Below are 13,145 nucleotides of genomic sequence, written 5' to 3' on the forward strand. Positions count from 1 at the left end.
GTCAGTCCAGCAGCTTCCGACGCATCGCCTCGGCCACGGCCGCCGCGCGGTCCCCGACCCCGAGCTTCTCGTAGAGCCGCTGCACGTGGGTCTTGACCGTCGATGGCGCCAGGAACAGCTCCTTGGCCATGGTTGGGATGGTCGCGCCCTTGGCGATCAGCTGCAGCACCTCGCGTTCGCGCGGGCTGAGCACCGGGGCGTCCGGCTCGGCGCGACGCCGGATCTCACCGGCGAGCCCCGCGGCCAGGCTCGGTGCGACGACGTCGCGGCCCTTCGCACATTCGAGGATCGCGTTGACGAGCTCGCTGCGCGTCGACTCCTTCGGCAGGAAGCCGGCCGCGCCTTCCTGCAACGCCCGGTACACGATCTCGGCCTCGTCATGCGCAGAGAGCAACAGGACCCGGGTCGGCAGGCCGTCGCGCACGACCGCCGCGGCCACCTCGGCGCCGTCCATGCCGGGCATGCGGTAATCCAGCAGAGCGACCTGAGGCTTGTGGGTGCGGATCGCCTCCAACGCCGACGTGCCGTCGTCGGCTTCGGCCAGTACCTCGATGGCGCCACTCGCCGTCAGCGCGCGGACGACGCCGTCGCGAAACATCGGGTGGTCGTCACCCACCACCACGCGAACCCGTTCGTCGTTCATGCCGTCAGCGTCGCACGGCGACCAGCGAAAAGTAACTCCGATCGCAAATTGACGGCTGCGTGTCCCCCGATCGGTGGACACGGGAATCCTCCGACAACTCGGCCGATTACCCGATACCCGCGGGCTCCGCGGCCAGGCACTCTTGAGTCATCACCGGAACACACCGGAGCAAGACACCAAAAGTCCACTGACACAGGGGAATTCACATGAACATCACGGCCCGCACCTTCGGCTTCTCGATCATCGCCGCCGGCGTTCTCGGCGGCTCGGCACTCGGCCTGGCCGGCGCCGCCGGCGCCACGACCCTCGGACCCGACGTCCGTCCGCCGGCCATCGTCGCCACCCCGTCGATCACGGCTCCGCCCGCCGGGATGCCGCTGCCCGGCGTGCTCTGGCACCACGGCATCTACCGCGTGGCTGCCCTGCAGGGCCGCTGACCACCCCGAGCCCGGATTCCCTCCCCGAAGTCGTCGCGGGGAGGGAATCCGCTGTTGGTCAGCCGTCCGACTTCGGCCACGCGCCTCGCGACAGGTCGTGGTCGAGCGCATCGGGCCCGGGGTCGCCGCTGTAGAAGATGGCCGAATCGAAGGCATCGCCGAAATGGTCTCGCAGCAGCGACGAGAACAGCAGGGCCGCCGCCTGCGGCCGGTGGTTCATCACGAGATGGCTGGTCTCGCCGTCCTCGTTGAAGTACACGACGACGAAGTTGTAGATCTCCACCCCGCCGGCACGGTAGGCCTCGGTGCCTCGGATGCGGGACTGGTAATCCTCCAGGAAGAGATCGCCACGCCGGCCGTAGAAGCGGAAGTCCTGGTAGGCGTACAGGCTCCGCGCGAAGCTCAGCATCTTCCCCACTTGCTCTGCGCCACGGACTTCGCCGTTGAACACGGCACCCTGCAGGATGACGTCGTCGGCGAGGTTGTCCAGCCAGTGCGGGTAGTAGGTCAGATGCGTGGCTTGGTTCTCGAGCTTGTGCTCGTCTGGTGCGGTCATGGTGTTTCTCCCGGTTCTATGATTCGAACACCAGCAGCGGTTTACCGCCGTGTGCTGGCGCTTCAGCCAAATAGACTGCCTCGCTGAAGTTTTCGACGGGGATCAGCTGCCCCTCGGGGACGTGCACGGCGCCACTGTCGACGAGTTCGATCGTTCGGTTGATGGTGGCGGTCATGCGGTCTTTCGGCGTCTGGTTGAACCAGCGGAACAGCCAGAAGCCGCGTACGGTCTTGGCCTCGTAGATCAGGGAACGGGCGAAGACCGGAATGGTCAGTTTGTCGGCCTCCGTTTGGCGGTGCGTCGACAGCGCGCCGTAGACGACGAGTTCGCCACCCGGCGCCAGCGCCCGTGACACGTCCGCGCCCACCTGGCCGCTCACACTGTCGATGGCCTTGAATACGCCTTCGTCGCCGACGATTTCGGCCACCCGCTCGCGGATGTCCTCGTCCTCGGTACTGATCACCGCCGTCCCGCCCAGGGCGACGATGTCGTCGACCGCGGCGCGGCGCCGAACCACGTTGAGGGTCTTGAAGCCGAAGTGCGTGCCGAGTTGGATGACCGACTGCCCGACGGTGGAACCTGCCGCTGTCTGCAGGAGCCATTCGCCGGGCTGGACGTCCAGGACGTCACCGGTCAGGATGACGGCCGTGAGCGGATTGCTGAGCAGCTGGGCGGCGGTGGAGTCGCTCATGCCGGCAGGCACCGGCAGCACGCGCTCGGCGTCGGCGACGAGGTATTCCTGCCAGGTGCCCCGGATTCCGGCGGTGATGACGCGTTGCCCAACCGCCAAACCATCGACGCCGCTACCGATTTCGTCGATGATGCCGACGGACTCGATGCCCGGCGTGGTGGGGAACTCCGGGACGAAGCCGTAGCGACCACGCACGGTGTGTAGGTCACTGGCGTGGACCGGCACCATGGTCACCCGAATCCGCACCTGGCCGGGGCCGGGTTCCGGAATCGGCCGCGTCTGCAGCTGCAGGACCTCGGCCGGTTCGCCCATTCTGGTCGCCACGACGGCCCGCATTGTTGGCATCTCGGCATCCCTCCACTCGGTTCTAGAACCCATAACGACTGGCGCTGCCGAATTCGGCCCAGATTGGCTGACCCTGCCGGTACCAGGATCACCGCGGTGACCCATACCTCCGGCGGGTGCCGACATCGTGGATGTTGTGCCGGCAGCGAGACGAAAGGAGCGCCGCACATGCAGACCAGGTGCCCTATCGAGTTCCCGTCGTCCGGACGTTGGCTCACGCCCCGAATGCGCCGACCGTGCTTCTGATTCACGGTTTCCTCGATGACCTGACCGTGTGGGATGGCGTGATCGACGGCCTGGGCGACAACGTTGCGACGGTGCGGTACGACCTGCCGGAATTCGGTCGTCGCGCCGGGACCGCCAGGGACACAAGCGCTATCACGCTGGCTGCGCTCGCCGCCGAGGCGGGCGCCCTGATCGACAGCATCACCGGACCGGTGATCGTGGTCGGCCAGAGCCTCGGTTCGCAGGTTGCCGAGCTGGCCGCGGCCGCGCATCCCGACCGGGTCACGGGCTTGGTGCTACTCACTCCAGTTCCGTTGGGCGGCAGACACTTACCCGGCGACGTGGTTGCGCAGTTCCACGCCCTCGACGGCGACAGCATCGCACAGCGCGCGGCGCGGACCGCGATATCCCCCCACCTCAGCGACGACCAGCTCGACCGCCTCACCGACATCGGCAGGCACCTGGTGCCGGGCGTCGCCGCCCATTACGTCGACGTGTGGAACGGCGGCGCGGCCGACGCACCCGCCACCAGCGCATTCCCGGGACCGGCGCTCGTGATCCGCGGCGGCGCAGACGGTTTCGTCACCGGCGAGCTTGCCGACGCCATCGCCTCGCGTTTTGGTGAGCCAGACGTCCGCACCATCGAGTCCGGTGGCCATTGGCTGCATGTCGAATTCCCGGACGCCGTCGCGGCGATGATCCTGGACTTCGCCGACTCTGTCCAAGTCACCAAGTGTGAGCGTCGATCACCCGCTTGACGGTTTCGAGTGACTGGGCCAGCACGTCGATCTCCACCGACCCCAGTGCCACCCGGATCGCGTGCGGCGGGTTCTTGGTCATGGCAAAGGGCTCTGCGGTGGACACCGACACCGTCTCGCGCAGCAGATCCGTCGCCACTTGATCGGCGCGCGCCTCACCGGGCAGCGGAAGCCACAGGAAGTACGACGACGGATTGCCCACGACGTCCAGTCCGGACAGCACTTCGCGGGCGACCGCCTGCCGACGCCGGGCGTCGGCTCGCTTGTCCGCTTCCAGCCGGGTGACGGTGCCGTCGTTGAGCCACCCGGCGGCGATGGCGGTGATCAACGGTGGCGTGTTCCACGTCGTCCCCCGGATGGCCCGTTCGAAGGCACCGATGAATTGTGCTGGCGGAACGACGAATCCGACCCGGAGACCGGTGGCCACGCTCTTCGACAGCCCCGACACGTAGACGGTCAGTTCCGGGGCAAGCACCGCCAGCGGCGCGGGCGGTCGCTCGACCAGATATGCGTACGACGCGTCCTCTATGATCGTCACACCGTGCCGGCGCGCGATCTCGACGAGGGTCTCGCGGCAGGGCGCCGGCGTCACCCATCCCAGCGGGTTGTGCAGCGTCGGCATGGTGTAGATCGCCCGGACCGGCCGCGTACGGCACAACTCCTCGAACGCATCCAGGTCGGGTCCCTCGTTCCCGGCCGGAAGTGGCGCCATCTCGAGCCGGAGCACCTGCGCCAGCACCTTGAAGCCGGGGTAACTGAGGGCATCGACGGCCACCACGTCACCGGGTTGCAGCATCGCCAGCGCGGTGACCGCCAATCCGTGCTGCGCGCCGCTGACGATGAGCACGCGTTCAGCCGGGACGCTCAGGCCGCGTCGCTCCAGATGCAGTGCGGCCGAAGCTCGTTCGTGCAGCCGCCCACCGTGGGGCTGGTAGCGCAACAGGGCGTCGAGATCACCCGATGAGGCCAAGCCCCGCAATGCATTTCGCAACTGATCGGCCTGTCCCGGAACCGACGGATAGTTGAAGTTCAAATCCACGACATCGTCGGCGAATGCCCGCTCCGAGACGTTGTCGCGGAGCGGCAGCGACGATTCCCGGACGAAAGTGCCCCGGCCGGCTTCGCCGCTGACCAGTCCCATCTCGGCGAGTTCGGCGTAGACGCGGGTGGCCGTGACCAGCGCCAGTCCTTCGCGCGCGGCGAGCTCCCGGTGGGTCGGCAGTCGGGTGCCAGGAGGGATCACGCCGGCGCGGATGTCTGCCGCCAACGCATCCACGACGGCCTTGTAGCGAGCCCGACCCACACCCGCATTGTATGCATGACAATTTGTTGATCGTATTGAATTGGCGATCCTAGGCTCGGAGCATGCACATCGCCATCCTCACCTTCGACGGCTACAACGAACTCGATTCGCTGATCGCACTGGGCGTGCTCAACCGGGTCCGCAAGGCGGATTGGCGCGTGTCCATCGCCAGCCCGAGCCCCCGCGTCCGCTCGATGAACGGCGTCGTCATCGAATCCCACATCGACCTGGAGCAGGCGTGTTCCGCCGATGCGGTCATCGTCGGCAGTGGTATCCGGACGCGCGAGGTGGTCGCCGACCAGAGGTTGATGGCACTCCTGAAGCTGGACCCGTCTCGGCAACTGTTGGCTGCGCAGTGCTCGGGCACGTTGGTGCTCGCCAAACTCGGCCTCCTGGACGGAGTTCCGGCGTGCACCGATTCAACAACCAAGCCCTGGGTGCAGGCGGCCGGAGTCGACGTCCTCGACCAACCGCTGTTCGCCAAGGGCAATGTCGCGACGGCCGGTGGGTGCCTGTCGTCGGCGTATCTGGCGGGGTGGCTCATCGCCCGTAGCGAGGGCGTCGACGCCGCTGTCGAAGCCCTGCGCTACGTGGCACCCGTTGGCGAGAAGGACGATTACGTCGCCCGCGCACTGCGGAACATCACGCCGTATCTCGACCGCGCTGCCGCTGCCTGATCGCGCCGCGGCTACCGGTCCTGCATATCGAGCACGACGCGGAAACGCGCGTCCCCGGACATCATGCGCGCGTAGGCCTTCGGCGCCTCGTCGAACGGCAGCACCTCGGTCATCGCGGCAACCCCGTGCGCGGCACTGAAGTTCATGCCGTCCTCGTTTTCGATGGGGGTGCCGGTGAGGCTACCGACGATCGACCGGCTGGCGGTGACCAAGTCCACGGTGTTCACCGGAATCGGGTCTCCCGCGACACCGACGACGATCAGTTGGCCACGCGGCTTCAGTCCGGCCAGCAGCGGCGCCATCGACGAGCCGCTCGACGCCGTGGCCACGACGGCTTCAGCGCCGCCGAGTTCCTGCAACGCCTCCGCGGGATCGGTTGCGGCACTGTCGATGTAGTGATCCGCGCCGAGCTCGGTGGCCAGCGCAGCCTTGTCGGTGCCCCGGGCGATGGCCGCAACCCGGTAGCCGAGCTTGTGCGCGTACTGCACGCCCAGATGTCCCAGGCCGCCGATACCCTGCACGGCCACAAGCGAATCCGGCGCCGCATGGACCAGCTGCACAGCGTTGTACGTCGTGATGCCGGCGCACAGCAACGGCGAGGCGGCCACGGAGTCGATCCCATCGGGGATCCGGACCAATCCGCTGGCCCGGGCATACGCGACCTCGGCATAGCCTCCGTCGGTGTTGGTGCCGAACCAGGGCTGATCGCTGCAGTTGACGAAATCACCACGGCGGCAGGATGCACAGACGCCGCAGTGGCCACCGAGGAAGCCGACGCCGACGCGGTCACCGACCTGCCAACCGGTGACGCCGGCACCGATGGCGTCGATCACGCCGACGGCTTCATGACCGGGTACGACAGGCAGGTGCGGGTCGGGCCGCTGCCCCTCGACGGCGAGGACGTCGCTGTGGCACACCCCGCAACTCTGTACGCGGAAGCGCACCTGACCCGGGAGTGGCTCGAGCAAGGGCCGCTCCACCAGCTCGAAGTGGGCCTGGCCGGTGACCTGAAAGGCGCGATAAGTAGACATTGATATTCCTTTGATCGAATTCAGTTGGCACTCGGCGGTACGGCAGATCCGCTACGCGCTTCGATGCCACGGACACTGCGGTTGAACGCTTTTCGTAACGAGCCCTTGCCGACAGAGCCCAGCACCCACGCCAGCGCCTTGCCCCTGACGTTCTTGCCCTCACGCACGATCTCGAGGTCGACGTGCGTCGTACCGTCGCCCTGCCGCGTCAGCGTGTAGACATAGCCGGACGCACCACCGAACACGTTCGAGTCGGTCGTCGTCAGCAGCACCCGGGTGGGGTCGGTCCAGTTATAGGTCAGCCGTTCCCAGATCCCGCCCGAACCCTCGGTGACGTCGGCACGGCCGGGTACGAGGTAGTGCACCTCGAGGTAGGAGTCGGCGCTGTTCGGAAAGACCTGCTCACGGCCCGGCCCGAAGTCGGTGAGGCCTTCGACGAATTGCTCCGGCGTGGCCGACGTGGTGGCTTGGAAGCGAATGTTGGACACTGGTCGGTCCTCTCGGTTGCCGGAGCTACTGGCTCCGTAGTGGGAGATGTCGCCTCAGACAGCGCCAGAGCCTCCGACGCCATTCCGGCGCGCGGCCCGCCAGTCCGTCCCCGCGAATCCTGGTAGCGACAGGACCACCTTCGGCGGACGCTATGCCGCCACGGGTCGTGTTGCAGGGTAGGCAACGGCGGCGAAAGGCCCATGATGACAACGGAACTGCTGAGCTCGGTATTGGAAGCGCATGGCGGGCTGGACCGGTGGCGCAGCGTGAACTCCGTGGAGGCGACGATCGTCACCGGCGGCAAGCTCTTCGGCATCAAAGGAATGCCGCAGGACCCCGTGCCGCGACGGATGTCCGTTGCGACGCACCGCCAGTGGGCGTCGGTACAGCCGTTCGGCGCGCCGGATCAACGCTCCGACTTCACCCCCGAGCGCGTCGCCATCCAGAAGCTCGACGGCCGGGTGGTGGCCGAGCAGACGGATCCGCGAACGTCTTTCGCCGACCACGAGCTGAGTACACCGTGGAATCCGTTGCAGCGGGCGTACTTCAACGGCTACGCGTTGTGGATGTACCTGACCACGCCGTTCTTCATGGCGCTGCCCGGCATGGACGTCACCGAAATCGAACCCGTCCTCGATCACGGTGAGCGGTGGCGCGGTCTACGGGTGCGCTATCCCGATGGCTTCGCCAGTCACAGCCGCGAGGAGGAGTTCTTCTTCGGCAGCGATTTCCTCATCCGCCGGCATGACTATCGCGTCGAGATCGCCGGCGGGTTCGCCGCCCAGCACTATGTCAGTGAGATCGTCGAGGCCGACGGCATCATGGTGCCGACGCGGCGCCGGGCCTACCGGTGTGACTCCGCCGGCCGTCCGCTCGCCGACGAGCTCATGGTGGCCATCGACCTCAGTGGCGTCCGCGTTGTTCCCGAGGAGTGGGCCGCGCTTCCACATGTCTAACCAAGTGGCTTATCGTGGCGGTCATGGACTTCGCGTTGTCGGCAAAAGCGCAGGATTACCAGCACAGGCTCACCGAGTTCATGACCGAGCTCGTGCTGCCGGCCGAGGCCTCCTACCACGCCTATCGCGAGGAGAAGGGCCCGAAGGACCACACGGTCCCGCCAGTGGTCGAGGAACTCAAGATCGAGGCCCGCAAGCGTGGCCTGTGGAATCTGTTCCTGCCGTCGGAGTCCGGGCTGACCAACCTGGAGTACGCCCCGCTGGCCGAGATTTCCGGCTGGAGCATGGAGATCGCACCCGAGGCGATCAACTGCGCGGCGCCGGACACCGGCAACATGGAGACCCTGCACCTGTTCGCCAACGAGCAGCAGCGCAAGCAGTGGCTCGATCCGCTACTCAATGGTGAGATCCGCAGCGCCTTCGCCATGACCGAGCCCGCGGTGGCGTCGTCGGACGCCCGCAACATCGAGACGACGATGCTGCGCGATGGTGGCGACTACGTCATCAATGGCCGCAAGTGGTGGATCACCGGCGCCGCCGACCCGCGCTGCAAGATCCTGATCGTCATGGGCCGCACCAACCCTGACGCCGCCTCGCACGCCCAGCAGTCGATGATCCTGGTGCCGGCCGATACCCCGGGTGTGGACATCCAGCGGTCGCTGCCGGTGTTCGGGTGGCAGGACCAGCACGGCCACTGCGAGATCGTCTTCGACAACGTCCGGGTGCCGGCGGAGAACCTGTTGCACGAAGAGGGCTCCGGTTTCGCCATCGCGCAGGCCCGGTTGGGGCCGGGCCGCATTCACCACTGCATGCGCGCCCTCGGCGCCGCCGAGCGTGCCCTGGCCCTGATGATCGACCGGGTGCAAAAGCGCGTCGCGTTCGGCAAGCCGCTGGCCGAGCAGGGCGTGGTGCGTGATTCGATTGCCAAGTCCCGCAACGAGATCGACCAGGCCCGGCTGCTGTGTGAGAAGGCCGCCTGGACCATCGACCAGCAGGGCAACAAGGCCGCCCATGTGCTGGTGTCGCAGATCAAGTCGGTGGCCCCGCAGGTCGCGTGCGACGTGATCGACCGCGCCATCCAGGTACACGGTGCCGCCGGTATCTGCGACGACGTCCCGCTGGCGCGGCTCTACGCCTGGCACCGGGCGATGCGGCTGTTCGACGGTCCGGACGAGGTGCACATGCGCACCATCGCGCGTGCCGAACTCGGCCGCGAGAAGTCCGCGCTGGCGGCCGCGGCGCTGGGTCACTGATGCGGTCCACTGGTCTGGAACTCGCCGGCGCCTGGAACTTCCGCGATGTTGCCGAGGAGACGGGCATTGCCCCCGGCCGGCTGTTCCGCTCCAGCGAGCTCAGCGCGCTCGCCGAAGACGGCCGTAAGGCGTTGCAGCACTATGGCATCACCGACGTCGCGGACCTCCGGTCGCTGCGTGAGGTCGAGCGCCGGGGCCCCGGCCAGGTGCCCGACGGCGTCGCGGTCCACCTGCTGCCGTTCCACGAGCTCGCCGCGGCAGGCACCGATACGGCCGAGGCGCCGCACGAGAACGCCTTCGAGAAGATGATGACCGCCAAGCCCGACGACGAGGACGTCGCCGTCGCCGCCGGTCGCTTCATGGTCGAGGAGTACCGCCGCTTCCCCACCCTGCCCGGTGCGCATCTTGCGATACGCCAGGTCATTTCGATGCTCGCCGACGCACGGCCGGTGATCGCGCACTGTTTCGCCGGCAAGGATCGCACCGGCTTCACGGTGGCGACGGTGCTGGGGGCCGTCGGCATCGATCGCGACGCGATCCTCACCGACTTCCTGCGGAGCAACGACGCCGTGCCGCAGCTGCGGGACGGCATCCTCGAGACCATCCGGACCCGGGCCGGTGAGACTGCTGAGGTCGTGACGTTCGCCGAGGCCCGGCTCACCGAAGAGGTGCTCGGCGTCCGCGAGGAGTACCTGGACGCGGCCCTGGCCGTCGTCGACGCCGAATACGGTTCGCTATCGAATTACCTTGCCGCCATTGGCGTCACCGACGAACAGGTGACGCGGTTGCGCGCGGTGCTGAGGAGCTAGGTCCGGTCCGTCGGTGGCGCGGCGAGTGTCACCCGGACCTCGTCGGCCACTTTCATCGCGCCCATCAGCATCGAGAACTGTTTGATGCGATGGTCGCTGTGCCGCACCAGCGCCTCGCCGGTGACCTGCACGTCCGCGCCGTCCTGCACCACGTGGACGACGACGGTCTGCTCGTGGCTCTGGCCGCTGAGGTCCAGAGTCCCGGTGAGCCGCCACGCGTCGCCGCTCCGTTCGATTGCCGACGAGCGGAATGTCGCCTGCGGAAAGCGCTTGGCCTGCAGCGTTTTCAGCGCGTTGTTGCGCACCATCGTCCTCTCCGAGCCGGACAGCGGCGTCATGCCGCCCTCCCCCGTCAGGACTTCCAGCGAGTTCAGGTCGACGGTCACCTCGACCGACGTGGGTACGTCCCCGTCCACGTCGACGGTCGCGCGCCACGATCTCATCGCGATGGTCAACCGGTGTCCCATCCGAGCCGCGGTACCGGTGACGCCGGTGTGCAGAAGCAGCTCACCGGCCGACGCGTCGAAAGTCCTTCCCGCTGCGGTCAACTACCGACCACCAATCCCGTCACCCACGCCGCCGCGGCCAACAGCGCGGCCGTCAACTCGACCCCCATGGCCAGGGCGACGCCCTTGATGGCGTGTTTGGTCGACGTCCAGGCCCGGCCCGGATCCCGCAAGGCCGAGTACTCGGAAAGGTAGACGCCCAGCACGAAGCCCAGGGCCAGGCCCAGCACCGGGATCACGAAAAACCCGATGATGCCGAGGATTCCGCCGATGATGAGGCTGCGGGTGGATACGTCGGCCCGGCGCATCCGGCGCACCGGCCAGAGATATTTGATGACCTCGCCGGCCACGAACAACGCCGCCGCGACACCGAGCACCACCCATGACGTCGCGGTGTGGACGGCCACCGCCCACACCGCGATCGCCAGGAACACGAGCAATCCACCGGGAAGCACCGGCACCACGATGCCGACCAGGCCGATCGCGATGACCAGGGCCACCAGCACTGTTCCCAAGGTGTTCACTTACGGCTCCAGGACAGCCTTGCCGTGAATCTTCCCGTCCGCCAACGCCTGAAGCGCGGCGGCACCGTCCGACAACGCGAAGCGCATCGGCTCCGGTGGCCGCAGTCCGCCGTCGACCAGCTTGGCCAGGCCCGCCCCGGTCTCCGCGGCGGAACCGGGTACCTGACGGATGAACTCGCCGTACCCGACACCCACCACGCTGATGTTGCGCAACAGCAGCCGGTTCACCTTCACCGACGGGATGCCCTGTCGGGCAGCGAAACCCAGTACCAGCAGCCGGCCCCCGGGGGCCAGCACCCGGATCGCGTCATCGAACGCCTCGCCGCCGACCGGGTCGACCACCAGGTCCACTCCCCGACCGTCGGTCGCCGCCAGCGCGGCCTCGCGCCACCCGTCGGCCAGCGGCAGCACCACGTCGGCACCGACAGAGGCCACGAAGTCCTGCGCCTCGACCCGGTGCACCATGGCAACCACCTTGGCGCCCATGGCCTTTGCGATCTGGATGGCCGCGACGCCGATACCACCGGCGGAGCCCAGCACCAGCACCGTCTCCCCCGCAAGCAGTCGGCCGCGACGGGCCAGCGCGAAGTACATGGTGTAGTAGTTCCCGAGCAGGCAGACCGCCGAGGCGTCGTCCAAGCCGTCGGGCGTCGGGATCACCGAGTCCGGCAGCGCCAGCGCGCGTTCGGCGTAGCCGCCCATCATGGTGAACGCCGAAACCCGCTGACCGGCAACGAAACCGGAGCTTTCGGGCGCCGACCGGACGGTACCGGCCACCTCCATACCCGGGGTGAACCCGGGTGGAAGCTTGAGCTGGTATTCGCCGCGGATCAGCAGCAGGTCGGGAAAGCAGACGCCGGCCGCACCGACATCGATGACGACCGCGTTGCCCGAAGGGTCTGCGGCGTCATCGACATCGGTGTAGGCGAGGCCCGATGGGCCGGTCAGCGACTGTGCGACAAGCGCTTTCACCTATCAGCCGAGCGCGAACGAAGCGGCCTTGGCGGCCGACAGGTCGGTGATCTCGCCCCACTTGGCGGCCACCTCGTCGACGGTGGGCACATGGTCGAAGGTGACGCCGTCGTTCTGGAACAGCGCGGTGCGCTGCACCTTGCCGCCGCCGACGATGAAGATCGACCCCGTCTCGGGCAGCTCTTCGCTGCACAGCTGCGCCACGACCGGTGCCACGTACTCCGGGGACAGCTTCGCGAAGACCTCCGGCGGCACGATGTCCTCGGTCATGCGGGTCGCGGCGATCGGTGCGACGGCGTTGAGCTTGATGTTGTACTTGGCGCCTTCCTGGGCCAGCGTGTTGATCAGGCCGACCAGCCCCAGCTTGGCGGCGCTGTAGTTGGCCTGACCGAAGTTGCCGAACAGACCACTGGTCGAGGTGGCGACCACGACGCGGCCGTAGGCGTTCTCGCGGAAGTGCGGCCAGGCGGCACGGATGACGTTGTAGCCGCCGTACAGGTGCACCTTGAGCACGATGTCCCACTGCTCGGCGGTCATCTTGTGGAAGGTGCCGTCGCGCAGGATGCCCGCGTTGGACACCACACCGTCGATCTTGCCGAACGCCTCGATCGCGGTCTTGACGATGTTCTCGGCGCCCTCGGCCTCGGCCACCGAGTCGTAGTTGGCGACGGCGCGGCCGCCGGCGGCCTTGATCTCGTCGACGACCTGGTCGGCCATGTTGTGGCCGGCGCCGGTGCCGTCGCGGGCGCCGCCGAGGTCGTTGACCACGACACAGGCGCCTTCGCGGGCCAGCGTCAGCGCGTATTCACGACCCAGGCCGCCTCCGGCTCCGGTGACGGCAATGACGCGATCCTGCACTCCGGGCATGGGTTTCCTCTCATGGAACAGAAATGGAACAGCCCGCCCAATCTATTTTCGGGTGGGGCCACCCCTTGTGTATACGGCGACCGGCTGACCGCCGTGCCGCCGG

The 13,145-nt window shown here is 67.6% G+C and carries 16 protein-coding genes; 6 read left to right on the forward strand and 10 right to left on the reverse strand.

Annotated elements, in window-relative coordinates; genetic code table 11:
• Window position 1 precedes the first annotated feature (1 nt).
• Window positions 2–643: a response regulator gene (locus BR47_RS0114915; protein ID WP_020100000.1), complete on the reverse strand. Its 642-nt coding sequence runs from the start codon at window positions 641–643 to the stop codon at window positions 2–4.
• Between the two features lie 206 nt (window positions 644–849).
• Here BR47_RS0114915 and BR47_RS0114920 point away from each other — a divergent pair, with 206 nt between their 5' ends.
• On the forward strand, window positions 850–1,080 hold the full coding sequence (locus BR47_RS0114920) for a hypothetical protein (protein ID WP_020099999.1): 231 nt from the start codon (window positions 850–852) through the stop codon (window positions 1,078–1,080).
• 58 nt (window positions 1,081–1,138) lie between these two features.
• On the opposite strand, the gene BR47_RS30580 is transcribed toward BR47_RS0114920, so the two are convergent.
• Window positions 1,139–1,636, reverse strand: a complete 498-nt coding sequence (locus BR47_RS30580) for a hypothetical protein (RefSeq protein ID WP_051634811.1) — start codon at window positions 1,634–1,636, stop codon at window positions 1,139–1,141.
• Window positions 1,637–1,652: 16 nt separating this feature from the next.
• Window positions 1,653–2,672, reverse strand: coding sequence for a zinc-dependent alcohol dehydrogenase family protein (locus tag BR47_RS0114930; protein ID WP_029120009.1), 1,020 nt, complete (start codon window positions 2,670–2,672; stop codon window positions 1,653–1,655).
• Between the two features lie 179 nt (window positions 2,673–2,851).
• On the opposite strand from BR47_RS0114930, the gene BR47_RS0114935 reads away from it, so the two are divergent.
• A complete protein-coding gene (locus BR47_RS0114935) occupies window positions 2,852–3,655 on the forward strand; it encodes an alpha/beta fold hydrolase (protein ID WP_231506711.1) in 804 nt (267 codons plus the stop codon).
• On the opposite strand, the gene BR47_RS0114940 is transcribed toward BR47_RS0114935, so the two are convergent.
• A complete protein-coding gene (locus BR47_RS0114940) occupies window positions 3,624–4,958 on the reverse strand; it encodes an aminotransferase-like domain-containing protein (RefSeq protein WP_029120011.1) in 1,335 nt (444 codons plus the stop codon). The genes BR47_RS0114935 and BR47_RS0114940 overlap by 32 nt on opposite strands.
• Before the next feature lie 62 nt (window positions 4,959–5,020).
• Here BR47_RS0114940 and BR47_RS0114945 point away from each other — a divergent pair, with 62 nt between their 5' ends.
• Window positions 5,021–5,635, forward strand: a complete 615-nt coding sequence (locus BR47_RS0114945; RefSeq protein WP_029120012.1) for a DJ-1/PfpI family protein — start codon at window positions 5,021–5,023, stop codon at window positions 5,633–5,635.
• Between the two features lie 11 nt (window positions 5,636–5,646).
• On the opposite strand, the gene BR47_RS0114950 is transcribed toward BR47_RS0114945, so the two are convergent.
• Both BR47_RS0114950 and BR47_RS0114955 read right to left on the reverse strand, forming a co-directional pair.
• Complete coding sequence (locus BR47_RS0114950; RefSeq protein WP_029120013.1) at window positions 5,647–6,666, reverse strand: alcohol dehydrogenase; 1,020 nt, start codon at window positions 6,664–6,666, stop codon at window positions 5,647–5,649.
• Between the two features lie 20 nt (window positions 6,667–6,686).
• Window positions 6,687–7,154 (reverse strand): hypothetical protein, encoded by a 468-nt coding sequence (locus tag BR47_RS0114955; protein WP_020099991.1) that lies wholly within the window; start codon window positions 7,152–7,154, stop codon window positions 6,687–6,689.
• Between the two features lie 201 nt (window positions 7,155–7,355).
• On the opposite strand from BR47_RS0114955, the gene BR47_RS0114960 reads away from it, so the two are divergent.
• Genes BR47_RS0114960 through BR47_RS0114970 form a run of 3 tightly spaced genes read left to right on the forward strand, consistent with a single transcriptional unit; the run spans window position 7,356 to window position 10,173 of the window.
• Window positions 7,356–8,111 carry a hypothetical protein gene (locus BR47_RS0114960; RefSeq protein ID WP_020099990.1) on the forward strand — a complete coding sequence of 252 codons (756 nt, stop codon included), beginning with the start codon at window positions 7,356–7,358 and terminating at the stop codon, window positions 8,109–8,111.
• A 35-nt stretch (window positions 8,112–8,146) separates the two neighbouring features.
• Window positions 8,147–9,364, forward strand: a complete 1,218-nt coding sequence (locus BR47_RS0114965; RefSeq protein WP_177127395.1) for an acyl-CoA dehydrogenase family protein — start codon at window positions 8,147–8,149, stop codon at window positions 9,362–9,364.
• The gene (locus BR47_RS0114970; RefSeq protein WP_029120015.1) at window positions 9,364–10,173 is read left to right on the forward strand and encodes a tyrosine-protein phosphatase; all 810 of its coding nucleotides are present in this window, start codon (window positions 9,364–9,366) and stop codon (window positions 10,171–10,173) included. Before BR47_RS0114965 ends, BR47_RS0114970 begins: the two co-directional genes overlap by 1 nt.
• Here BR47_RS0114970 and BR47_RS0114975 read toward each other — a convergent pair.
• The 4 genes from BR47_RS0114975 to BR47_RS0114990 are packed head-to-tail and all read right to left on the reverse strand — an operon-like array spanning window position 10,170 to window position 13,042.
• The gene (locus tag BR47_RS0114975; protein ID WP_020099987.1) at window positions 10,170–10,721 is read right to left on the reverse strand and encodes a YceI family protein; all 552 of its coding nucleotides are present in this window, start codon (window positions 10,719–10,721) and stop codon (window positions 10,170–10,172) included. The two genes, BR47_RS0114970 and BR47_RS0114975, sit on opposite strands and share 4 nt — an antisense overlap.
• On the reverse strand, window positions 10,718–11,203 hold the full coding sequence (locus tag BR47_RS0114980) for a DUF456 domain-containing protein (RefSeq protein ID WP_029120016.1): 486 nt from the start codon (window positions 11,201–11,203) through the stop codon (window positions 10,718–10,720). The genes BR47_RS0114975 and BR47_RS0114980 overlap by 4 nt, the downstream gene beginning before the upstream one ends.
• On the reverse strand, window positions 11,204–12,175 hold the full coding sequence (locus tag BR47_RS0114985) for an NADPH:quinone oxidoreductase family protein (RefSeq protein WP_029120017.1): 972 nt from the start codon (window positions 12,173–12,175) through the stop codon (window positions 11,204–11,206).
• Window positions 12,176–12,178: 3 nt separating this feature from the next.
• Window positions 12,179–13,042 carry an SDR family oxidoreductase gene (locus BR47_RS0114990; RefSeq protein WP_020099984.1) on the reverse strand — a complete coding sequence of 288 codons (864 nt, stop codon included), beginning with the start codon at window positions 13,040–13,042 and terminating at the stop codon, window positions 12,179–12,181.
• Between the last annotated feature and the right edge of the window lie 103 nt (window positions 13,043–13,145).

This window comes from Mycobacterium sp. UNC410CL29Cvi84 (genome assembly GCF_000686745.1).
GTDB lineage: Bacteria > Actinomycetota > Actinomycetes > Mycobacteriales > Mycobacteriaceae > Mycobacterium > Mycobacterium mucogenicum_B.